The sequence below is a fragment of the Nocardiopsis sp. M1B1 genome (assembly GCF_052466615.1).
The window spans coordinates 2,323,373-2,344,656 of sequence record NZ_CP196194.1; the positions used below are offsets into that span (position 1 = coordinate 2,323,373).

General features: G+C 67.4%; 16 protein-coding genes, 3 tRNA genes, 1 pseudogene and 1 other annotated feature. Of the genes and pseudogenes, 10 read left to right on the forward strand and 10 right to left on the reverse strand.

Annotated features, from left to right (window positions below; all coding sequences use genetic code 11):
- Nucleotides 1-23 precede the first annotated feature (23 nt).
- Nucleotides 24-668, reverse strand: a complete 645-nt coding sequence (locus ACSTA4_RS10020; RefSeq protein WP_249352229.1) for an HAD family hydrolase — start codon at nt 666-668, stop codon at nt 24-26.
- A gap of 300 nt (nt 669-968) precedes the next feature.
- Here ACSTA4_RS10020 and ACSTA4_RS10025 point away from each other — a divergent pair, with 300 nt between their 5' ends.
- The 4 genes from ACSTA4_RS10025 (at nt 969) to ACSTA4_RS10040 (ending at nt 5,606) form a co-directional block, all read left to right on the forward strand.
- Nucleotides 969-1,979 carry an NAD-dependent epimerase/dehydratase family protein gene (locus ACSTA4_RS10025; RefSeq protein WP_256448851.1) on the forward strand — a complete coding sequence of 337 codons (1,011 nt, stop codon included), beginning with the start codon at nt 969-971 and terminating at the stop codon, nt 1,977-1,979.
- Nucleotides 1,980-2,008: 29 nt separating this feature from the next.
- Nucleotides 2,009-2,956, forward strand: a complete 948-nt coding sequence (locus ACSTA4_RS10030) for a thymidylate synthase (protein WP_249352433.1) — start codon at nt 2,009-2,011, stop codon at nt 2,954-2,956.
- The gene (locus tag ACSTA4_RS10035; protein ID WP_444963286.1) at nt 2,913-4,400 is read left to right on the forward strand and encodes a carbamoyltransferase N-terminal domain-containing protein; all 1,488 of its coding nucleotides are present in this window, start codon (nt 2,913-2,915) and stop codon (nt 4,398-4,400) included. Before ACSTA4_RS10030 ends, ACSTA4_RS10035 begins: the two co-directional genes overlap by 44 nt.
- Nucleotides 4,372-5,606, forward strand: a protein-coding gene (locus ACSTA4_RS10040; protein ID WP_444962296.1) for an IS3 family transposase whose coding sequence is annotated in 2 segments (ribosomal slippage) — nt 4,372-4,651 and nt 4,651-5,606 — 1,236 coding nt in all. Because the reading frame shifts where the segments join, the coding sequence is not laid out codon by codon here. Before ACSTA4_RS10035 ends, ACSTA4_RS10040 begins: the two co-directional genes overlap by 29 nt.
- Nucleotides 4,650-4,763, forward strand: a sequence feature (AL1L pseudoknot). (Overlaps the previous gene by 114 nt.)
- 262 nt (nt 5,607-5,868) lie before the next feature.
- Here ACSTA4_RS10040 and ACSTA4_RS10045 read toward each other — a convergent pair.
- The 6 genes from ACSTA4_RS10045 to ACSTA4_RS10070 form a co-directional block, all read right to left on the reverse strand.
- Nucleotides 5,869-7,659, reverse strand: coding sequence for a VirB4 family type IV secretion system protein (locus ACSTA4_RS10045; protein WP_212643401.1), 1,791 nt, complete (start codon nt 7,657-7,659; stop codon nt 5,869-5,871).
- Nucleotides 7,659-8,465, reverse strand: a complete 807-nt coding sequence (locus tag ACSTA4_RS10050) for a PrgI family protein (RefSeq protein WP_444963287.1) — start codon at nt 8,463-8,465, stop codon at nt 7,659-7,661. Before ACSTA4_RS10050 ends, ACSTA4_RS10045 begins: the two co-directional genes overlap by 1 nt.
- Nucleotides 8,466-8,587: 122 nt before the next feature.
- Complete coding sequence (locus ACSTA4_RS10055) at nt 8,588-10,039, reverse strand: hypothetical protein (RefSeq protein ID WP_212643402.1); 1,452 nt, start codon at nt 10,037-10,039, stop codon at nt 8,588-8,590.
- The gene (locus ACSTA4_RS10060) at nt 10,039-10,347 is read right to left on the reverse strand and encodes a pilin (protein WP_444963288.1); all 309 of its coding nucleotides are present in this window, start codon (nt 10,345-10,347) and stop codon (nt 10,039-10,041) included. The genes ACSTA4_RS10055 and ACSTA4_RS10060 overlap by 1 nt, the downstream gene beginning before the upstream one ends.
- Nucleotides 10,348-10,583: 236 nt before the next feature.
- Nucleotides 10,584-11,327, reverse strand: coding sequence for a sigma-70 family RNA polymerase sigma factor (locus ACSTA4_RS10065; RefSeq protein ID WP_212643403.1), 744 nt, complete (start codon nt 11,325-11,327; stop codon nt 10,584-10,586).
- A gap of 286 nt (nt 11,328-11,613) precedes the next feature.
- Complete coding sequence (locus ACSTA4_RS10070; RefSeq protein WP_444963289.1) at nt 11,614-15,354, reverse strand: DUF4365 domain-containing protein; 3,741 nt, start codon at nt 15,352-15,354, stop codon at nt 11,614-11,616.
- A 502-nt stretch (nt 15,355-15,856) separates the two neighbouring features.
- Between ACSTA4_RS10070 and ACSTA4_RS10075 the strand changes: the two genes are divergently transcribed.
- The 5 genes and pseudogenes from ACSTA4_RS10075 (at nt 15,857) to ACSTA4_RS10095 (ending at nt 19,479) form a co-directional block, all read left to right on the forward strand.
- Nucleotides 15,857-16,699, forward strand: a complete 843-nt coding sequence (locus ACSTA4_RS10075; protein ID WP_444963290.1) for a hypothetical protein — start codon at nt 15,857-15,859, stop codon at nt 16,697-16,699.
- Nucleotides 16,696-17,235, forward strand: a pseudogene (locus ACSTA4_RS10080) (DNA cytosine methyltransferase); the annotation flags it as partial. The gene ACSTA4_RS10075 and the pseudogene ACSTA4_RS10080, both read left to right, overlap by 4 nt.
- A gap of 354 nt (nt 17,236-17,589) precedes the next feature.
- Nucleotides 17,590-17,847: a hypothetical protein gene (locus tag ACSTA4_RS10085; protein WP_444964317.1), complete on the forward strand. Its 258-nt coding sequence runs from the start codon at nt 17,590-17,592 to the stop codon at nt 17,845-17,847.
- Nucleotides 17,844-18,197 (forward strand): helix-turn-helix domain-containing protein, encoded by a 354-nt coding sequence (locus tag ACSTA4_RS10090; protein WP_444963291.1) that lies wholly within the window; start codon nt 17,844-17,846, stop codon nt 18,195-18,197. Before ACSTA4_RS10085 ends, ACSTA4_RS10090 begins: the two co-directional genes overlap by 4 nt.
- 61 nt (nt 18,198-18,258) lie before the next feature.
- On the forward strand, nt 18,259-19,479 hold the full coding sequence (locus ACSTA4_RS10095; RefSeq protein ID WP_444963292.1) for a tyrosine-type recombinase/integrase: 1,221 nt from the start codon (nt 18,259-18,261) through the stop codon (nt 19,477-19,479).
- A 48-nt stretch (nt 19,480-19,527) separates the two neighbouring features.
- On the opposite strand, the gene ACSTA4_RS10100 is transcribed toward ACSTA4_RS10095, so the two are convergent.
- From ACSTA4_RS10100 to ACSTA4_RS10110, 3 genes are all read right to left on the reverse strand, one after another.
- Nucleotides 19,528-19,604: transfer RNA gene (locus ACSTA4_RS10100), tRNA-Val, on the reverse strand.
- A 16-nt stretch (nt 19,605-19,620) separates the two neighbouring features.
- Nucleotides 19,621-19,691: transfer RNA gene (locus ACSTA4_RS10105), tRNA-Cys, on the reverse strand.
- Between the two features lie 41 nt (nt 19,692-19,732).
- Nucleotides 19,733-19,805: transfer RNA gene (locus tag ACSTA4_RS10110), tRNA-Gly, on the reverse strand.
- Between the two features lie 231 nt (nt 19,806-20,036).
- Here ACSTA4_RS10110 and ACSTA4_RS10115 point away from each other — a divergent pair.
- Nucleotides 20,037-21,218: a molybdopterin molybdotransferase MoeA gene (locus ACSTA4_RS10115; RefSeq protein ID WP_444963293.1), complete on the forward strand. Its 1,182-nt coding sequence runs from the start codon at nt 20,037-20,039 to the stop codon at nt 21,216-21,218.
- Nucleotides 21,219-21,284 lie beyond the last annotated feature (66 nt).

Consider the following 21,284-nt stretch of genomic DNA (forward strand, 5'->3'; position numbering starts at 1 on the left):
CCTGGCGCGGCGCACAGTGGGTTTCAGGCCTCGGAGAGCAGAGCCGGGAGGTCGTGTACCGAGTCGATCACCCAGTCCACGCGTTTGGTGACCTGGGGGTCGTTCGCCCACAGGTGCCCCCACGGGCCGCGCCGGATCAGAGCGGTCCGCAGGCCGGCGGCATGGGCGGGGAGGACGTCGTTGTCGCGGTGGTCGCCCACGTACACGATCTCCTCGGGCGCGCCGGGAGCCATGGCGATGACCTCGACGAAGAACGCGGGGTCGGGTTTGGCGACCCCCCATTCACCCGACGTGGCGATGCCGTCCACCGGCAGATGTAGTCCGTGGAGCAGTTCTCCGGCCCGTGCCGTCTGGTTGCCGGCGATCCCCACCCAGACACCCGCGTCACGGAGCGCGCGCAGCCCCGCGCGTACGTCCGGGTACAGGTCCACCTCCTCGATGAGCTCTCCCTGTCCTGCCTCCTCGCGCAGCTGCCGTTCCCGTGCGAGGTCGAAGCCCGGCCGGAAGTAGTCGAAGGTCTCGGCGTTGTCGCGGCCCTCGGCGGTCACCGCGCCCAGGACGGCGGAGAACGTGTGCCGGGGGACGTTGATCCAGTCCGCCCACCGCGCCCACTCGCGGGTGTCGTCCAGCAGGGTCCCGCCGACATCGAACACCACGGAACGGATCATGCCTTTGGTCTTCCCCACCCGAGTCGGCCGCCTTGTCCGTACCTCATTGTGCCCGGGCGCGAAAACGCTCCGCCCGGCCGCGGCTGCCCTCCCGGCTCCTGTCTGGGAAAACGGCACCTTGCTGTCGGGTTATCGAACCTGTTCAAAGGCAGTGAATCGAACGCCGCGCATAATCCGAACGCGAAGGTTATGCGTGCGCGCATAGGTTGACGCGATCCCGGGCGGAACACTGCTGCCGTTGGCGAACGACCGAGCAACGGCTACAGGAGTTCATGTGAGGGTGTTGGAAGGTCCGGTCCGATGACCGGCGGGCAAAGGCCCTGGAGAAGGGCTGTCACAGGAGCCAGCGGCTTCGTGGGTTCCCACCTCGTGGCACGTCTGGCGCGGGACGGCTATCAGGTCGTCGGTCTTGACGAGGTGCCCGTGCCCCGGGAAGCGGATTTCCGCTGCGGTGCGACGGACATCAGCACGGAGGGCGATTTCTCGTTCCGGCAGTGCGACCTGGCCGTCAACGAGCTGGTTCCGCTTCTGCGAGACGTGGACACGGTCTTCCACCTCGCGGGCGTGAGCGGGGTCCGTGAGTCGTGGGGCAGCCGCTACGCCGACTACGTGCATGCGAACATCCTTGGGACGCAGCGGCTGCTGGAGGCGTGTCGTGAGGCCGGCGTCCGACGGGTCGTCGTCGCCTCGTCCTCCAGCGTCTACGGTTCCACGGTCCGGCCATCACGTATTGAGGACCTTCCGCAACCGGTGTCGCCGTACGGGGTCTCCAAACTCGCGGTTGAGCGGCTGGCCCTGGCCTATGCCGAGGTGTCCAGCTTCGACGCCTGCATTCTGCGCTACTTCACCGTCTACGGTCCGTACCAGCGTCCGACGATGCTGATGTCTCGCATACTCCAAGCCGCTCACACGGGGCACCCCGTGACGGTGTTCGGAGACGGCTCTCAGAGGCGGCACTTCACCTATGTGGACGATGCCGTTGAGGCGACGGTCCTGGCCGGTACTCGTCCGCTCACGGGCTCGCACGTGGTCAACGTGGCGGGCCCACGGAGCGCCAGCGTCTCCGAGGTCCTGGCCGTTGCCGAATCCGTAATCGGGGCGCCCATCCGGGTGCATCACGGAGAAAGCCAGGCGGGAGACGTCACCGCTTCTGAGGCGGACCTGAGCGAGGCGTACGCGTTGCTGGGCTACCGACCACGCACCGACCTGGCCGAAGGGATCGCCGAGCACTGGGAGTGCTACCACGCCGATGCCACCGTGCACACGGTCAGTTCGCGCATCGCTGCGACCGCCACCGGGGGCGCCCTGTGATCTCGATTCGAGGCGGATCGGCGAACGAGGTGTTCACGTCCGCCGCGCACACGGTTCTGGCCCAAGGCGATCTCGTGTCCCCACGCGGATCCGCGACCAAGGAGATCCTTGGGGCCCATCTCGTGATCGCCGAACCTCGCCGCAGGCTGGTGTCGCTGCCCCCGGTCCGGCTTCTCAATCCGGCCTTCGCCGTGGCTGAAGCGGTCTGGATCCTCTCCGGCAGCGACGGGGCATGGATCTTCGACTACAACCGCCGTCTGGCGGAGTTCGCGGACAACGGGCTCCTCCGCGGTGCCTACGGCCCGCGACTGCGCAAGTGGAGGGGAGAGGTCGACCAGTTGGACCGTGCCCGCCGTCTGCTCCTGGAGGATCCCGACACCCGGCGCGCCGTCATCCAGATCTACGACCCCGCCTGCGACGTCGTGCCGAACAAGGACATCCCCTGCACCCTCAACTTCCGGTTCTTCGTACGCGAGGGCCGGTTGCAGATGCACACCACCATGCGGAGCCAGGACCTGTGGTTGGGGTTCTGCTACGACATCTTCACCTTTTCGATCCTGCACGAGCTCATGGCGCACTGGATCGGCGCTGAACTGGGCGAATACCACCACCACGTCGACTCCCTCCACCTGTACGCCGAGCACTGGGAGAGCGCCGCCGAGCTTCCCAGCGATCCGCGTTCCAGCCCCAGAGGCCTCCCGCTCGTACTGGCTTGGGAGGACTTCGACGCGACCCTCGCTCACGCCCAGGACGGCGGGCTCGCGCACCCCGGCTGGGGAGCGTTCTCCCAGATCATGCGCAGCTACCAGCAGTGGAAGACGAATCAACGCCACGAAGCCCAGCAGGGGGCCCAAGCGATCCCGGGAGACCTGGGGATGGCGCTCACCCACTGGTACGAGCACCTCGCGCGCCGCTCGTCTGGAAGGAGGGACAGTGACGACACCTGTGCTCCTCGGCCTGTGCTCGGGAACGCATGACTCGGCCGCCGCGCTCATCAGCGACGGCAAACTCGTCGGCCTGGTGGAGGAGGAACGGCTCAACGGGGACAAGCACACCCGTGCCTTCCCTCGTCACGCCATCGACTACCTGCTGACACGCGCGAACCTCACGGCCGACGACGTCACCTCGATCGCCTACAACTTCGACCCGGGCCTGTACCGCAACGCGATCCCCTCCAGCCTGCGGTACCTCCTTCATAAAACAGCCCGGCGTAGGGCGCTGCCCCGAGCCACCAGCTTCGCGAGGGTTCATCGTCGGGCTTCTGAACGCCTGTCCGCCCTGACAGACACCTTTCCCCGAGCCCGTGTCACAGGGGTGGAACACCACCGTGCCCACGGCATCTACGCGTTCGCCGCCTCCGGCTACGACAGCGCCGCCGTGCTGATCGTGGACTCCCTCGGGGAGACCACGACCACCTCCATCGCCAGAGTGAGCCTGGACGGTGACCGGGCCATCTATGAGCCGGTCGCGCGGATCAGTGATCCCGCCTCCCTCGGCTACGCCTACGGGGCGGTCACCCAACACCTGGGGTGGCGTCGCGGGGACGAGGAGGGAACGGTCATGGCCCTGGCCGCGCTGGGTGACCCCTCGCGCTTCCGAGCCCTCTTCCGACGGGCCATCCGCCTGACCGAGAACGGCTTCTCTCTCGACTCCGCTCTCTTCCCCCTGCGGGTCATCTCCAGCCGCTATCCCCGGCTCTCACCGGTGTTCACCGCCGCCACCTGCCCTCCACGCACCGAGGGATCCCCGCTCCTGGACGTGCACGCCGACCTCGCCGCGGCCTTGCAGGAACGCACCGAGCAGACCATGGTCCACCTCGCGCGCAGAGCCCGGGAGCTGACAGGGGAACAACTGCTGTGCGTGGGCGGCGGGGTGGCGATGAACTGCGTGTCGATCGGCGCGATCGTGCGCGAATGCGGATTCGAGGAAGTCGCGGTTCCTCCCGCTCCAGGAGACGCGGGTACCGCGGCTGGAGCCGCGCTCTCCCTCTACGCCGAAACCACCGGGACCCTGGCCAGCGGGACAGCGCGTCGCTGCTACCTCGGTCCCGACTATCCCGAGATCACTCTGGACAGTCGACCGCGTGAAGGGCTCTCTGCTCGGCGCATCACCGACCCCGTGCAGCACCTGGCCCGCCAACTCGCGGACGGACGGATCGTGGGTCTCTTCCAGGGCTGCCTGGAAGCAGGCCCGCGCGCCCTGGGCAACCGGTCGATCCTTGCCTCACCGCTCCACCCCGAGGTGGTCAACCGTCTCAACGCGACCGTGAAGTTCCGCGAACCGTTCCGGCCCTTCGCCCCCGTCGTGCTGGAGGACAAGGCCGCGGACTACTTCACGCTCTGTCTCGTTCCGGGTGTGATGGAGGCTCTCAAACTTGGGAAGGATGAGAGTCATGCCGGCACCGAGGAAGTACCCGCCTGAGCTGCGCGAACGAGCGATCCGGATGGCTGTGGACGCCCGCCGCAACCCGACCACCCGCGATGGGGCCATCGCCCGAGTGGCCGACCAGTTGGGCGTCAACCGTGAAACGCTGCGCAACTGGGTCACCCAGGCCGAGATCGACGACGGGACCCGGCCCGGCACCACCACCGACCAGGCCCACAAGATCGCTGAGCTCGAGCGCGAGGTGCGGGAGCTGCGGCGGGCGAACGCGATCTTGAAGTCAGCGTCGGCTTTCTTCGCGGCGGAGCTCGACCGCCCACACACCAGGTAGTGGCCTACATCGACCTGTACCGGCAGGAGTTCGGGGTCGAGCCGATCTGCGAGGTGTTGCAGGTCGCCCCGTCCACCTACTACGCGGCCAAGAGCCGGACCCCGTCGCTGCGTTCGCGCACCGATGAGGCCACCACCGCCAAGATCCGGCAGGTGCACGCCGACAACTACGGCGTCTACGGGGTGCGCAAGGTCCACGCCGAACTCAACCGGCAGGGCCACCGGGTGGCCCGCTGCACCGTTCACCGGCTGATGCGCCAAGCCGGTTTGCGGGGCATCACCCGCGGCAAGAGCCCGCGCACCACCACCCCGGCCCCGGGCCCGGACATGCGCCCGGACCTGGTCGAGAGGGCGTTCACCGCGGATGCTCCGAATCGGTTGTGGGTCGCCGACATCACCTACATCCGCACCTTCGCCGGGTGGGTCTACGCCGCGTTCGTGATCGATGTGTTCTCTCGCCGGGTGGTGGGCTGGCAGGTGTCGCGGTCGTTGCGCACCGATCTGGCCTTGGACGCGTTGGAGATGGCGGTGTGGAACCGGGCACACGTGGGACGGCGCATCGATGGGCTGGTCCACCACTCCGACCGCGGGGTGCAGTATCTGGCGGTGCGCTACACCCAGCGCCTGGCCGAGGCGGGCGCGGTGGCCTCGGTCGGCACCACCGGCGACTCCTATGACAACGCTCTGGCCGAGGCGTTCCACTCGTTGTTCAAGGCCGAGCTGGTCCGTAACCGCGGCCCGTGGAGGAACCTTGACCACCTGGAGATCGCGGTAGCCGAGTACGTGGACTGGTTCAACCACCGCCGTCTGCACGGCGAGATCGGTCTGGTCCCGCCAGCGGAGTTCGAGGACGGCTTCTACCGGCAGCAGGCCGGGGCAACAGAAGGCGAAGCGTTGGTTCCGAGCCTCCAATAAACCCGGCACGAGACAAGCATCTGACGCCACAGGTCCTCGGCCCCGGCCAGATCGCTGCGTGGCGGGGGCAGGATCTCCACCAGGCGGGCAGCGTTCCGCCACCGCCACTGCCGCGCCCACCCCAGGACGTAGCGGACGAGAACCAGGCCGACCACGGCGGGCGGGACAGCCGCTGCGAGCGTGAAACCGAAGGAGAACGCCCATCCGGTGATGGCGGCCCCCAATGTCGCGGGCAACTCTCCGAGGTCGATGAGCCAGCCGCTCACAGCAGGTCCTCCTCGTCCTCGTCTGCCAGGCCCGCGAACGGGGTGTTCTCTTCGGGACGGGTCGAGGCCAGCTCGGCGGGGTCGGTGGTGACCAGGGCGTGTTCGGCGTCGCTGGCCACCACCCGGTAGGCCACCCGCAGATCCGCGCCGCTGCACAGCAGGGCATCGCCGGGGGAGGCGGTGAGCAGGTACTGCTGCTCGCCCTCCGACAAGGCGAAGGCGTCGGCGACCTGGGCGATGGCCTGAGGCGCTTGTCGCATCAGGATCTGCGTCGCGCTGTTGGCGACGATCGCCTTGCCCAGTTCGCTGCCGAGCACATCCGCGGCGTCCTGGGTGGCCAGACCGAACGCGGTCCAGCGTTTTCGTGCGGCCTTGGCCAGCCGGAACAGGAACCGGGCGCCTTCGGGCTCCTGCATCAGGATCCATCCCTCGTCCACCAGCACCATGCGCGGGTGATCAGGGGTGGCATCGGCCACGGTCCGCCAGATCGAGTCCAACGCCAGCAGTGTGCCGACCGCTTTGAGTTCGTCGGGTAGTTGACGCAGCGACCACGACACCAGGTGGCCGGTCGGGCGCTGGGTGGTGGGAGCACGAAACAGCTCGGAGTAGGACCCGTTCACGAACGGCTGGAGCTGAATCGCCAGGTCTTGGGCGTGCTCGTCGGAGTCGGCTTCCAGAGCGGCCACCAGATCCGCCAGCAGCGGCGCGGACCGGGACCAGGTGGAGGCGTCAGCGGTAATCCCAGCAGCTCGGTAGGCGGCCACCAGAGCCCGGTCCAGCGCGGAACGTTGCCGTGCGGACAGAGCACCGCCGAGCATCACCGCCATCAAGGTGTGCAGGAACAGCGCACGCCTGGATACCGCGTCGCGTCGCGCGGAGGCGTCCAGGGCTAGGTCGAGCGGATTGAGGTGGACACCCGGTGCTCCCAGGCTGATGACCGTTCCGCCCACGGCGCGGGTGAGACGGGTGTACTCGTCCTCGGGGTCGATGACCGCGGCGGTGACCCCGGTGTACAGGGAGCGCAGTAGGTCGAGTTTGCAGAAGTAGGACTTGCCCGCGCCGGAACGTGCGAGCACGACCGAGTTGTAGTTGTCGGACGCCCACCGGTCCCAGACCACTACGCCCGAGGAGGTGGCGTTGAGCCCGTAGAGCACCGCCCGTTCGCTGGTCTGTACGGCCAGGTCCGGGCTGGCGAAGGGGAACGCGGCCGACAGAGCGCTGGTGTCCATGCTGCGCCGCTGGTCCAGCAGGTCCACACCCAGGGGCAGCCCGGAGATCCACCCCTGGAGTTGGCGGTAGGAGGCGGGGCGGGCATCCAGCAGCATGGAGGCGGCGAGGGAGCGGACGTGGTCGACTTCCTCCGCCAATTCCTCTTCCGTGCGAGCGTGGACGGTGAGGTAGAGCCCGACCCGGAACAGCTTGCCCTCACCTCGGGCCAACGAGGCAGCCATCTCCCGGGCATCCTCGGCGGCCACCTCCGCCTCGAAGTCCTCCAGCTTCCCCTTCTCCGCCGTGGTGCGGCTGGAAGCCTCCAGCTTCGACATCTGTCGCCTGAGCCGGTCGGCGGCGGTCTGCGCAGGGATCGGTTCGATGTGCAAGGACACGTCAAGCCGCCCCGGGTAAGTCAGTAGGGGCTCCATCCACCCGTGACCCACCTCGGCGGGATAGCCAGTGATCGCCCAGGACGCGCTCACCCCGCCTCCCACACGCAGATGGCGGACGGCGACCTCCACCTCAGCGGGTACAGGCCCACCTGCCGAGGTCTGGGGCTTCCGGCGGTTACGCATTACGGCTCCTGAGCGGTGGCGGGGCCGGTGATGACCGTGTCCAAGCCAGCCAGCCCAGCGGGTGGTACGTGACGGCTGGAAGGGTCAGCAGCCGAGGCGAGCACAGCGAAGACCTCCGGCCCAGTGAGCACACGAGCACGTGAACCAGCGGAGGCCAGGCCACGCACGGCGTCCTCGGCACGGCGCCGCACCGAGACGGCCCCGTGGGAGGCATCCCCGGGCTCGGTGAGCACCAGGACGATCTGGCGCCGCAGCAGGTCCTGGGACTGGGACAGCACGGCCAGGTAGTCGGCGTGGTCGCGAGCGGCGCCTTCCAGCGCCGGGTGCGGCAGGTTCGGCGCGGCCTGGTCGAGCGCGTCCACCAACGGGTCCAGACGGATCGACTCCGCCCGGATGAGGAACTGCACCGGGGTGTTGAGCGAGTTCAGGTAGGACGCGAAACCGTTCACCAGCCCGTTCTGCTCCGAGGGCGTACGCAGGGCGAAACTCACCGTCGAGCACGACACCAATACGGCGCAGCCGTGCTCGGCCAGGTCGACCACACCGTCGTCGGAGACGGACCGGAGGGGCAGGTTCAGCGGTGAGGGCAACGGTGGTGTGGTGGCGCCGACCCAGGAGGGCAGGGGCGCTGCGGGGGCGGCACCGGTTGCTCGGCGTTTGGGGGAGCGGGCGAACCGGAACGCGGCCAGCATCAGCCGGTCCAGGCTCAACCCGTCGCGCTGGACCAGTGCCGCGGCCACCGCCGCGCCCATGACCGGAACCGCGACGACCACGACCACGATCGGGGACACCAGGTGGCCGAGCACCGAGTAGGCGGCCCACAGGCCGATCCCCGCGGAACGCCGATGATCACCAGTTGGCGGGCGGTGAGTCCGGCGAGGATCTTGTCCTCGCGCTCCACATCGGCGGGCATACGTACACGTGACACTCAGGGCCTCCTCCGAGGGCGGGAACGGGTTGGGGGATCGAACAACGCGGGCTGCCGAGGGCGTGGTCGCGGCCGGGGCGGTGGCAGGTTGCGGGCTCCGGGCAACATCTCCTGCCGGGGAGTGGGCTCCTGCCACTGCGGCAACGGCTCCTGACGCCACCGCGGAGGCGGCATCTGCCGGGGAGGGGTCAGCTCGGGCTGGTGGTAGCGGCGCCGCTCCCGTAGCCGCGCCTGCTGAGGGCGGTCGATCCGCCGGTCGATCCCGGGCAGCGGATCTTGCCGATACGGCAACCGTGCGGAGAAGTTCGACAGCTCGGGTTGACGCCACCGCGGTGACGCACGGGTGGGGGCGGGCGCTGCCGCTGTGGCGGGTGCGCGGCTCGCTGCCCGGGAGGCGGCAGCGGTCCCGGCGGTCTTCTTCGCGGCGAACGCCCTGCCCAGGCCTCGGAAGACCAGCAGGCTGGCCGCGAGCTTGGTCCCCTTGACCAGGGGCGACTTCTGGTAGTTGAACACCTGCTTGAACGCCCAGAAGGGGATGCGCACCAGCACGTACATGCAGCAGATGATCAACAGGACGTCCATGACGCCCTGGGCCGCCTCGACGAAGTCCGGGGCGGCGTCTCGCGACAGGAACAGCACCACCATCAGGCGCAGCACCAGGGCCTGGGCGATCTGGATCACCATCAGGGCGCCCATCGCCCGCCACCACAGGCGGGCCAGGCCGTCGATCTGGGGGAGCGCGTGACAGGCCAGCGCGAGCGGGGCGATGGCGGTCAGCAGGATCCACAACACGATCCGCACGATCGCCGCCAGCATGAAGAAGAAGACCAGCAACGAACCGATCAGCATCAACAGCAGCACGAGGAGTGCTTCACCACCGGGATCACCCAGCACCCGGGCGAGCGTCTCGGTGATGTTGTCGACGGTGGCGGCCCCATCGAGCATGGTCACCGCGATGCCGTTGGCCAGCTCACGCATCATCTCGGTGAGCAGGAACGAGGTGTTCGCGCCCACGAAGCCCAACACCACCCGGGGCAGCAGCTCCTTGAGCCCGGCCGAGGTCTGCACGGTCTGGTAGCTCATCAGCAAAACCCCGGCAGCCACGACCACCAGCAGGTACAGGCTGTTGGTGACGGCCAGCACCTCACTCCACGCGGTCCTGACCCCGTCGGTCGGGGCAGGGGTGGACAGCGCGGGCAGTGCCGCCAGCGTGATCGTGAACTCCACGCTCTCCGCGACGAAGTCGGCCACCCACACGTAGAAGCCGACCGAGACCCGGCAGCCGTAGTCGAAGGTTCCGCACTCCTCGGGGTCGGTCGGCGCGGACTCACCCGGCTCTTCGGGGACGTCTGCGGGGACCGGTGCGGCCTCGGCGCCTGTCGGTGATCCGACCAGGACCACGCCGCTGAGGGAGAGAACCAGGACCGCCACAGCCCACGGGCGCGGTCTCATCACAGCCCCACGAACCCGCGCAGGATCTGCACCAGGATCGGTGCGAGGATCGCCACCAGGTAGCCCAGCGCGGCGTACTTGAGGGTGTCCTTGGCCTTGTTGACCTCACCCGGGTCACCGCCGGCGAGCAGGTAGCGCAGCCCGCCGATGGTCAGCAGCAGCGTGGCCAGCACCACCAGCAACCCGACGATCCAGTTGCGGATGTTGGTGATGACGGCGTCCAGGTCAGTGACACCCGGATCCTCGGCCTCCTGCGCCCATGCGGGCCACAACTCGGCTGAGGCCAGGACGACGCTCACGGTCACCACGCCGACCACCAGGACTGGGCGAAGACATCTCCTGAGAGCTTTCATGATCGCCACCTCGATTCGGTGAGACCCCGCAGAAAGCAGGGAAGGCACGCGAACCAAAGGGCCGGGGCGGAGGGCCGATCCCTCCTTTCACTCAAAGGCTGTATCGGTAGGCGCTCGATACCTGCTCCGCCCCGGCTGCCGTGCTTCCTCTGCGGGTGAGGAGAGATCCCTCCTCACCCATCAAGAGGAATTCAGGGTGCGATAGCGCTCATCGTCTCCGTGGACTTCTCTTCTTCCAGGCCGGCCGTCAGCTTCTCCTCGGCCGAGCGGCGCCAGCGACGTGCGGTGATGTAGGTCAACCCCAGTTCCTCGGCGACTCGGGCCAGGGTGCTGCGCTCCAGCCGGGTGCGGGCGATCAGGTCGGCCTCCACCGGGGACAGGGCTCCGGTGAGAACGGCATCGGCCAAGACGGTCACCGGCCCTCGCCCGTCGGCGGCCTGGTCGGTGGCGTGCGCGTTGGGGTTGTACTCCACACACCGGTACACGTCGCGGGCGTGGCGGTAGCCGTACCGGTTGGCGGTGTTGGCCACCGCCGACCACAGCCGCGCTCCCACATCGCTTGCCTCAAGGGGTAGGGACCGTACCTGCTCCAGCAACGCGGTCAGCATCTCCGCCTCCACGTCGGGGATGTGCTGGGAGGAAACCCGCGCGTACCGGGAACAGGCCACCACCATGCGCGGCAGCATCGCTCCGGCCGCGATCACCGTCCAGGTCGCCTCGCCTGCCCGGGAACGGGCGAAAAGGCGGTGCCAGAGGGCGTCAGTGACTTCCTGAGGGGCGTGACGCAACAGCTCTATGACCTGGGCAGCGCTCACTTGCCGGGCGTCGACCTCGTCCAGATCCCAGGTCGGCAGTGTCGGCTGCCCAGAGCCGCAGGTGATCAGTTCCACCGAACGCCGCAGCACCTCAAAGGGCCGCTCTTGGTCGTGCAGCATGGCAACTCCCTTCGTGTCGGGGTTTCCATGGAGCACAACTTGATTCGCAACAAATGAGCAGAAAATCAGCAGGATATTAGCACCCTGGCCTGCGTAAAGGAGTCCTGTGAGGGCGCCAAGAAGGGAAGAATTTTTAGCTTTATCCTCGACTTAGTCTTTGTTGGTGCATCACGTTTTTGTTAATTATTGCTGCGCGATTGATCGTCTTTTGGTCTTCTGGGTGCTGAATATGCATAGAATTTTTCCATGGTGCAGGTTGGTCTCAAATTGGTTCAGCGTGAAACGCTCAGGCTTCAGATTGGGGAGAGCCTAGCTCAGCAATAAGTGCACGCACAGTTTCCTCAGACCTGACGACTCCAGCCTCGCTTAAAAATGCACGAGCTGCGGGGAGGGCTAGCATTGGATCGCCGGCATCTTCGAAATCTCTGGCGACGCGACGGGCGTTGCGGCAGCTCTTGGCGAGATCTTCGAAAACCGGTTCGTCGTTGACATTATGGTCCCATCCGAGAAGTGCAAGGATTGCCAAAATGCGGCTAATTTCCTCAGGGGTTGACCTCCATCGAGCGGCCCCCAACATTGCGGCATACTGCCATTCAGGAAGTTGTGTCGCATCAGATTCTCTGATAGTCGCATACAGCTGCAGGAGTTCATTGATCGGATCCTCCTGCCATCCCCACCAAGCGGGTCGAGAGATCGCCCAAGCAGCTGCTGCAGGAACCCAGCCGTCTGCTGATGCCTGAGCGGTAAGTTGCTCGAAGGTGACTGGGATGTCGACTACGTACTCAGCCAGCAGCTCTTCCGTGACACGTGCTGCGAATTGGACTGCCCCGTCGATCTCATCAGTCCCTGCTGCTGACTGAAGTCGCGAGTCACGTAGCACTTCGGCCATAGCCATAGTGGAGAAGGCCATAACACCGATACTCCGAGCAAGTTGACGCACCGCGAGGTCGTCGCACCACAGAGGCACACCTTCCTGCGCTGCCAGCTCGATCGCGGCCGTCCATGGTGCATTTCGAATCATGTCCGACACGTCCCCGAACAACGTCGACGGAGTTACGTCCTTGACCAATGTACGCCGGACCATAGCTTCCATCGCCTCGGTGCGCTCGCGCACAAGGCGGTATTCCTCACCAGTTTGTTCGTAGAAGACTGGACGCCCGGAACGACCGTCCCATCCCAGCCTGCCCGTACTTGCTCCCAGGCTCTGCGCTTCGACTGATGCTCGCAGCACATCTTGCTTAGCCATGCGAGGCAGAAGCATGGCGGAAACCTGACCAGTGAGGATGTCTGCATCTGAGAGCTGGGAGAGCACGAGCAGAGTTGAGAGATCCACGACTGCTGGACCTTCTCTCGCCTTGGTCGCAGCCTCAATCTCACCCTGGTGCTCATCGTCGTTGACGGCGACAGCGACGAGCTGCCCCGCAGCCCGACGTACTAGCACTGCGGTGTAGGTGGTGCGGGCCACGAATGCCACTACGCCTGCGGGAAATTGGCCGCGAGCGATCTTGTTCAGCAGATCGGTGAGGTCCGGTGGCGCGGAGCTTCGAGCCAGCTCAATGACCTTTCCCATCATTTCTTCGGACGAGGAGCCCTGGATGACCTGTGCCCCGGTGGCCGCGCCGTGGGTCTCGATCAGCTCTTGGAGTACCTCGAATGCACGTCGGTGCAAATCAGTAGGTACCATGGGGCGGTCATCAGTAGGAGTCGTCTCCAGGACGTTGCTCTCGTCGTAGGAGCTATCTGGTTCAGTCGTGTCTTCATCGGTAGCGGTGCGGGTCGTTGTGACGAGATGCGTCAGCAGACCCGTTGCCAGATCGGGAGTGTCAGAGAATCGAGAGGCCAAAGCAATTGCTTCCGAGGCGATGGCGTCGTCCCATGCGACGTTGATCATCGCAGTCGCCCACAGGCGCGCCTCGGCTTCGGAACGGCATTGGGGGCGATGACGGGAAATAGTCGCTGCGGCCCGATCCCCAGCAGCTCCGAAGATCTGAACTTCGGTGAGGTTCCATACCAGTGCGTCCGGAGGAGGATCTTGGTATGTGAGCGCGGTCGACAGGATTGACTCTGCTTCTGACCACCGATGAGCATCGGTCGCGATTTTTGCCAGGCGAGTGGCGAGCATAAGCTGCTCAAAAGGTGCTTCTTCAATCCTCAATGCCTCCCGCAGGGCACTTTCAGCCTGCTCCGGGTCTTTGTCAAAAATGATCAAGGCACGCTGTGTCAGGAACTGAGAACTTCGGAACCGTTCGAAGGCTGCAGAACAGGCCTCAGCAGCATTATCGACATAGCCCATGGACACCAGTGTCTGGACCAAGTACTCAGCCGCGCTGACATCCTCAGAAGCCAGGGAACGCAGCAGAGCTATCCCTTCCTCGGGGCGTTGCTGAAGGACAAGGACCGCCTTCGGCAACCGCTGAGTGCCCAATGGGAGGATGCCGTTACGCATCAGTGGATCGAGACGATCAACGACATCGACGCCCAACGTGGCAAGACGATGTACTACCTGAGCGATCGCTTCCCAATCCTGGTCGGCCTCGGCTCGAGAAAGCTCTTCAGACCACAACTTTTTCGTCTCTGGTTCGGTCAGCTTAAGGAGACCGAGCTGCGCCTGTGCAACCCGATCTTCGAAACTGCCCGTCATCTGAGCCGTCACCGAATCGACAAGTTCAGAGGAACCGTGACAGTGCGCCGCCCCTAGGGCGTACCGCAACAGGACCGGATCGTTGGCCTCCCCAGAGCTGGCTGTTCCATACGGTGGCGGAAGCAGCCAGCGCAGTGTAGCGCCGTGCTCGCCACGTAGCGTGAGCACTCGCGCGAGACTGACCAGCAGATCGAGCGTGGGCCCCGCCCATTGGCGACGCTGCTCAACAGCGGCACTCAACAATTCCACTGCCCGTGTCATGTCGTTGACTTGGGCATCAGTGGTCAAGGCACGTTGTACGTAAATCTGCGCGACGAGGGCCATGACTTCGGTTGCCTCTGGTCCCAGCGTCAACGCGCGCTCGGCATGACGGGCTGCCCTGTCCAAGTCACGAGCTCGGAGCGCCTGTTCGGCGAGGAAGGCCTGCGCAGTCGCGTTCGTGCTGATGTCCGTCCCTCCGGCGGCGAGGACTGCATCGATACGCAGCGAAGAGGCATCACCTTCCGGGTGTTCAAGCCCGGCCTCGACGATTGCTACGAGCAAGTCTGCGCCGCCGCGTTCTCGGGCCGCCTTCACCAACTCGCCTGCTCTGGTCCTGTCCTGGACGGCGCTGTAAATGGCAGCGGCAGCCAGGCGTTCGCCGCATGCATCACCACCGGACTCCGCCGCGATCTCCAGTGCGTCCGCGGCTTCGCGCATGGCGTCGTGGTTAGCGCAGTAAGAGGCCAACGCGCGCCAGGCCCAGGAAGTCTGGGTGCGCATCCACGTCGGTCGTGCGGTCATGAGCGCTTGTGCAGTACCGGCTGGATTTGCACGGCCTTCGGCAAGGTGCAGCGCGACGAGTTCACTTTGCGCACCACCTGCGCCCTCGGTCTCGATCAATCCGCGAACTGGAGGCGGGAGAACTTCGAGATTCGCCTCGTACCTCTCGGTAGCACGTTGCTCCAAGCCGCTCGCGGCCAGCTCCCACGCCTCCGCAGCCGTGTCCAAAGTCTGGTCCACGGGGAGCGTCACCGCGTAACCCTTCTTGGTCTGCCGCTCCGTCGAAGGACTGATCCGCTGCCAGTAAGCTTTCCGGCTGTCCAGATCGACCATGACGACCATCACCGGTAGGGCGTGGCCGAGCCACAGTTGCCGCTCGCGTGCGGAGTAATAGAAGGCCCAACCGCCCTTGACGCGCCGGAAATATGAGGGGCCCGACTTGATCTGCACAGCGATCAAGCGCCCTGTCCCGTGACCCTCGACGGCGACCTCGACATGGCCGTCAACGCCTTGGTCCACGACCGTCTGTTCCCGAAAGATCCAGCCCAGATCCTGGGTGACGATCAACTCCACGATTGCCGTGCCAGCACGGTCGGTGAGTGCAGTGCTGGCGTGTCCCGACATCCCGGCTCCTAGGCTCGAACAACTGGACAACTTGACTGTATTGCCTAGGCATAGGCCTGAGGTCTCGGTCGCTGAGTCTGTGCAACACCGCGTTCATGACTCCGATGAGTGCCTTACTGCCGTTGCGTCTGCGTAGCAGGGACTCAGCGTCGGTACAGTCGCGCTCGTCTAACAGAGCCTCGATGGAGGCGCGGTTTTCTGAGTTTAGGAGGAAGGTGCAGTTCCTACCACCTCAGGCAACCTCTACTGCGTACCCACACATGGTCCCTACGCACTGACAGGCGCACGTAGCTCTCGTCCATCGGCGATCTCTCTTCGTGGTCGAAAAGGCCGTCTGAGTTGACGGCGGCGCTGTTCTTCTGAAACCTCAGCCAGCGATAGCCTTGCGTGCGCATTACGTGCACTGCTAGTGAGCGAAATCGGGTCCCTCGGTCCTCTTGACGGGTAGAGGCGTTCGATACCGGCCGACCACGCGATGAGAACACCCACTCCGCAACCACGATTGCGGTTGCTGCTCCTGGACGGCAGCCCCGGAGCCGCAGCATTGCTCCTCCTGGCTGCTCACCGGGCACTGCCTCCCTTCGACGCGGTGCTCGTCCCCGACACCGGGTGGTACCCGGCCAGCGGCTACCACATCCTGGACCGCTTGCGCGGTATCGCCTCCGAGGCCGCCATCGGCTGGGAAGCGGTCAAGATCGCGCCGATCGCCCACCGCACCCTCAACCCCCGCAGCCCCATGCCGCTGCTCCCCCTGTTCACCCTCCACCCCGACGGAACCTCGGGACGCCTTCCCCAAGGGTGCGCACGCAGCACCGCGATGGCCCTGACCCAGCGCATCCGCCGCCTGCTCGGCTACCCCCGCCCCACCCCGATCCCCGACGGCATCGTGGCCCAGTGCGCGATAGGAACCGGCACCGGCCAAGCTCATCAGGGGCCTGCCGTCGGTCCCTCGTTCGTGCGCTTGCACCGACCTCTGGCCGACCTCGGCTGGAGCGCGCAGGACTGCCAAGCGCTGCTGTTCCACCACGGCCTGGACCCGGCCGCGGACATGTCGTGTACGGCATGCCCCCACCGCTCTAACCGGTCCTGGGCGCGTTTGAGGCGAACGGAGCCGGACGTGTTCGCCGACGCGGTCGCGGTGGACACCTTGGTCCGGCACGGCCGCCCCCAGGTGGCAACGCACGGCATGCCGCCCGGCACCACCTTCTTCCTCCACCCCTCCCGGACACCCCTGGACCAGGTCGACCTGAGCACCGACACCGATGCCGCGACGGACAGGTGTGTGCCATGGGCATGCCACGGCCCTGCCACCGTCGGCACAACGAACGGGGACGGTACCCGATGACCGCGACCCTGCCGCCGAACCAGCTCGCCGCCCCTGACCCTGCTGCGGTGACGATCGGTTCCCTGTGCACCGGCTACGCCGGGCTCGACATGGGCGTGGCCGCGGCCCTGAACGGCAACGCCCGGCTGCTCTGGACAGCCGACAACGACCCCCACATCACCCGGTTGCTCACGCACCGGCTCCCCGACGCTCCCAACCTCGGAAACCTGGCAACGGTGCGCTGGACGGTGGTAGAGCCGCCTCAGGTGCTCACCGCCGGGTTTCCCTGTCAGGACGTCAGCGCAGCCGGCCGAGGAGCCGGAATCGAGAAAGGAACACGCTCTGGTGTCTGGCACCAGGTCATGGACGCCGTTCGCCATCTACGACCCCGCCTGCTCGTGCTGGAGAACGTGGCCGCCCTGCGCTGGAAAGGCCGAGGATTCGACCGCGTACTCGCGGACCTGGCCCGCGCGGGGTATGACGCGAGCTGGTGTTGCGTACGCGCCTGCGACATCGGCGCGTGCCACCGCCGCGAACGGATCTTCGTTGTTGCCCACCCCGTGCGCCAGCGACGGCCACCGGGGTTCCTCCGATCCGCATCAGCGCACGCGACAGAAGCGGCAGGTGCGGGTCGGCGATGTGCTGTGTCACCCGCCCCACACTCCCGCGTACGCACGCACCCGCACTGCGCACACCACGAACCGCACCCGCGCCCCCGAACCTCTGCTGCCCACACCCTTGGCCAGCGACGGCACCAAAGGCAGTCCTCGGCAGAGGGATTCACGCGGGCGCCCCACACTGCCCTCCGCGGCCATCGCTACCCACACCAGCGACCCCACCCCGAAGCCGCAGCGGCGCCGTTCGCGTACGCATGGGGCGCCTACGAACCCGCCATCCAACGGTGGGCGAAGGTGCTCGGCAGAGCGGCACCCCCTCCCACCGAACCCGGCACCCGGAGACAGCCCCGGCTGAGTGCCGCGCTGGTCGAGTGGATGATGGGCCTGCCCGAAGGCTGGGTCACCGACCCTGACCTCGCCCTGCCGCGCGCCGCCCAGCTCCAGGCGCTCGGCAACGGGGTGGTGCCGCAGCAGGCGTGCACTGCCGTGCGGCACCTGCTCGCTGAGACCGCTCTTACCGACACAGAACCGGGTGGGGAGGGTCGTCGGTGAACCGGGACGCCTCCACACCAGGCGGCATGCCGCACCAGGGCAGCGGCACCGAACGGCAAGGCACAGGTCGCAACCGCGAAAGCGTTCCCCAGCAGGGAAAACGCCACTACCGTGCGGGCTGCGACGAGCGCGACCGACCGGAGCTGAAGGTCTTCACTCCCGCGGAGGCCGCCGCACTGCTCAAGGTCCCCGAGTCCTGGCTGCGCAAGCGCGCCTCCGCGCGCCAGGTGCCCTGCACCTTCATCGGCAAGCACCTGCGCTTCAGCTCCAGCGACCTCGAGCAGATCATCCGCGACGGCCACCGCGATCCCGTCACCGGCTCCCCACGCGCTCGTCGCACCGCCACCTGAAACACACCCGAGAAGGGGAGTACGCATGGCGTACGCAGAACGCCGGGGCAAAATCTGGCGCGTGAAGTACAAGAAACCCAACGGCGCCTGGGCCTCGGAGTCGGGGTTCGCGACCAAGGAAGCGGCTCTGACCTGGGGCCGTGACCAGGAGACCGACATCCGCCGCCACACCTGGATCGACCCGGCCCAGGCCGAGGTCCGCTTCGGCGTCTTCGCGGAGGAGGTCTTCGACGCCGCCCGGTTGGCGGGCAACACCCGGGCCAAGTACCGCTCCTACCTGGACCGCCACATCCTGCCCCAGTGGGAGGACTGGCCCCTGGGCGCGGTCTTCAACGACTACCTGGAGATCGAACGCTGGGTGAGGGACCTGCACGAGGAGCTGGCCGAGCCCTCGGTGGCGTCGATCTTCGCCTACTTCTCCCGGTTGCTGGAGGTCGCGGTCAAGGCCCGCAAGATCCCCGCCAACCCCGCCCGCGGAGTCCGGGTGACCAGCGGCGAGTACGAGGCCGAACGGCAGGTGGCCACCCCGGCCCAGTTCCTGCGCGCTGCCCTGCGGCTGCACGAGACCTTCGGCAGGGCGGGGTTCGTGCTGGCGCTGATGAACGGCTACACCGGCGCACGCTGGTCGGAACTGGTCGCCTTGAGACCGCACGACTACGACGAGATCAACCACGCTGTCCCGGTGCGCACACCGCTGCGCGAGGTCGGAGGGAGGTTGGAGAGGGCCCCGAGCCCCAAGACCCCGGCGGGCAAGCGGTGGATCCAGCTCCCGCCGTTCCTGGACACCCTCTACACGGAGCTGATCGAGGACTGCGAGGACGACTACCTCTTCAGCGGCCCCCGGGGCGGGTTGCTGCGCCGGGGCAACTTCCGGGCCCGCTTCTGGCGTCCGGCCTGGGACGGCGACCCCCGTAGCGGTGAGGCCCGGTGGCGGCGTCCGCTGCTGCCGGGGTTCACGTTCAACGAGGGACGCCACACCCACCGCACGTGGCTGGCCGAGGACGAGATCCCCGAGGTGGCCCGCGCGGCGCGGCTGGGACACCGGGTGCCGGGGATGGCCCGGGTCTACGAGCATGTGACCCCGGAGATGAAGCGGCGTGTACTCAGCGTGCTCGAGAACCGGTGGCGGGGGAGCGTGACGGCCCTCACGGACCGGGATCGCGAGTGGCTCTTCACCGTGGCGCCGACGCTCGAAGAGCACTACCGTGGAAACAGCGAAAGCGGGCTCCCGGAGGAACCCGCTTCGAAGACGATCTCCCAGATATCTCCCAGTCTGGGCTGACCGGTCTTCACTCACATGTCAGATAAACCCTCTGACCTGCGGTGATGCTGGTGGGCGATACAGGATTCGAACCTGTGACCTCTACCGTGTCAAGGTAGCGCTCTAACCAACTGAGCTAACCGCCCGCGTGTAGCGATGGGGAGGTGGAGACGGGATTCGAACCCGTGTAGACGGCTTTGCAGGCCGCTGCCTCGCCTCTCGGCCACTCCACCGAGTTGCACGTAAGGCGCCGGGGCACCTCGCGTCTCCTCCGAGCGGACGACGGGATTCGAACCCGCGACCCTCACCTTGGCAAGGTGATGCTCTACCAGCTGAGCCACGTCCGCTTGCTGCCTGGCGTCCGGCCCGTGGGCCCCGCCGTGCTGCTGGTAAGAACTCTAGCGGAAAGTCGGCAGACGGCAAATCGGCGCTGGGAGGGGCCGGTTCGGCGCTCTCGGCGCGGGTAGGCGGCCGTGCGGTCGCAGGACGCGCCGGGGCCGTCGGAGCGGACGTTAACGTCCGCGTCATGCGCCCGGGTGGACAATGGAGGACACCGGCGTGACGAGGGGGAGACGGATATGGGAGCGGGCGGCTGCACCGGGGGACACGGCGGGCACCGGTCGTGGCCGCGGGCGCGCGTGGCCGCCCGGCTCCTGGGCGGCGGCAGGCCCCCGGTTCCGCGAGAGCTTCCCCTGGAGGACGCCCTGGGCGCCGTCCTCGCCGCGGACGTGCACGCACTGACGGGGCTGCCCGCCTTCGACGCCTCGGCCATGGACGGCTTCGCGGTGTCGGGCCCGGGGCCCTGGCGGCTGGTCGGCAGGCAGCTGGCGGGAGCGGCTGAGGCGCCCGTGGGCCTGCGCCCGGGCGAGGCCGTCGAGATCGCCACCGGCGCCCGTGTGCCCAAGGACACGGAGTGCGTCGTGCCCTACGAGCTGGCCGCCGTCCGGGACGGGACGGTGGAAGGGCCCGCTGAGGCGGGCCGCCACGTGCGCTGGGCGGGGGAGGAGACCGCCCCCGGCGAGACCGTCCTCGAACGGGGAGCGGTGGTCGGCCCCGCCGCACTGGGTCTGGCCGCCAGCCTGGGCCACGACACCCTGCCGGTGCTGCGCCCCCGGGTCTCGGTCCTGGTCACCGGTGAGGAGATCACCACATCGGGGCTGCCCGGCGACGGCAGCGTGCGCGACGCCATCGGTCCGGCGCTGCCCGGGGTGGTCGAGCGAGCGGGAGGCCGGATCGCGTCCCTGCGCCACCTGGGCGACGAGCGGCGCCCGCTGCTCGACGCGCTGGCGGGTGCGGACGGCGACGTGGTCGCGGTGTGCGGTTCCTCGTCCCGGGGCCCGGCCGACCACCTGCGCTCGGTCCTGGAGGAGCTGGGCGCCGAGGTCGCGGTGGACGGGGTCGCCTGCCGTCCGGGCCACCCGCAGCTGCTCGCGCACACCGACCGGACCGTGTTCGTGGGACTTCCCGGCAACCCCGGGGCCGCCCTGGTCGCCGCGGCCACCCTGCTGGTTCCCCTGCTGGCCGCCATGACCGGACGCCCGGACCCCGGAACGGGTCTGGCCCGCGCCGCCCTGGAGGGCGCCGTCACCGCCCACCCCCGGGACACCCGGCTGGTCGCGGTGCGTCTGGACCGCGGCCGGGCGCGGCCGGTGGGCCACGACCGTCCGGGCAGTCTGCGCGGCGCCGCGCTGGCCGACGCCTACGCGGTGGTGCCGCCGGACTGGGACGGCGGCGAGGTGGAGCTGCTCCGCGTGCCCTAAGAACGCCCCCGCGTCCGCCCGTAGGCCGGTCCGGCGTCGGCTCAGAGGCCGGTCCCGCGTCCGCCG

Bases quoted from the DNA above. Each gene is read 5' to 3' on its own strand.
- ACSTA4_RS10020 (WP_249352229.1), bottom strand. From the start codon at position 668: ATGATCCGTTCCGTGGTGTTCGATGTCGGCGGGACCCTGCTGGACGAC.
- ACSTA4_RS10025 (WP_256448851.1), top strand. From the start codon at position 969: ATGACCGGCGGGCAAAGGCCCTGGAGAAGGGCTGTCACAGGAGCCAGC.
- ACSTA4_RS10045 (WP_212643401.1), bottom strand. From the start codon at position 7,659: ATGCGTAACCGCCGGAAGCCCCAGACCTCGGCAGGTGGGCCTGTACCC.
- ACSTA4_RS10055 (WP_212643402.1), bottom strand. From the start codon at position 10,039: ATGAGACCGCGCCCGTGGGCTGTGGCGGTCCTGGTTCTCTCCCTCAGC.
- ACSTA4_RS10065 (WP_212643403.1), bottom strand. From the start codon at position 11,327: ATGCTGCACGACCAAGAGCGGCCCTTTGAGGTGCTGCGGCGTTCGGTG.
- ACSTA4_RS10070 (WP_444963289.1), bottom strand. From the start codon at position 15,354: ATGTCGGGACACGCCAGCACTGCACTCACCGACCGTGCTGGCACGGCA.
- ACSTA4_RS10115 (WP_444963293.1), top strand. From the start codon at position 20,037: ATGGGAGCGGGCGGCTGCACCGGGGGACACGGCGGGCACCGGTCGTGG.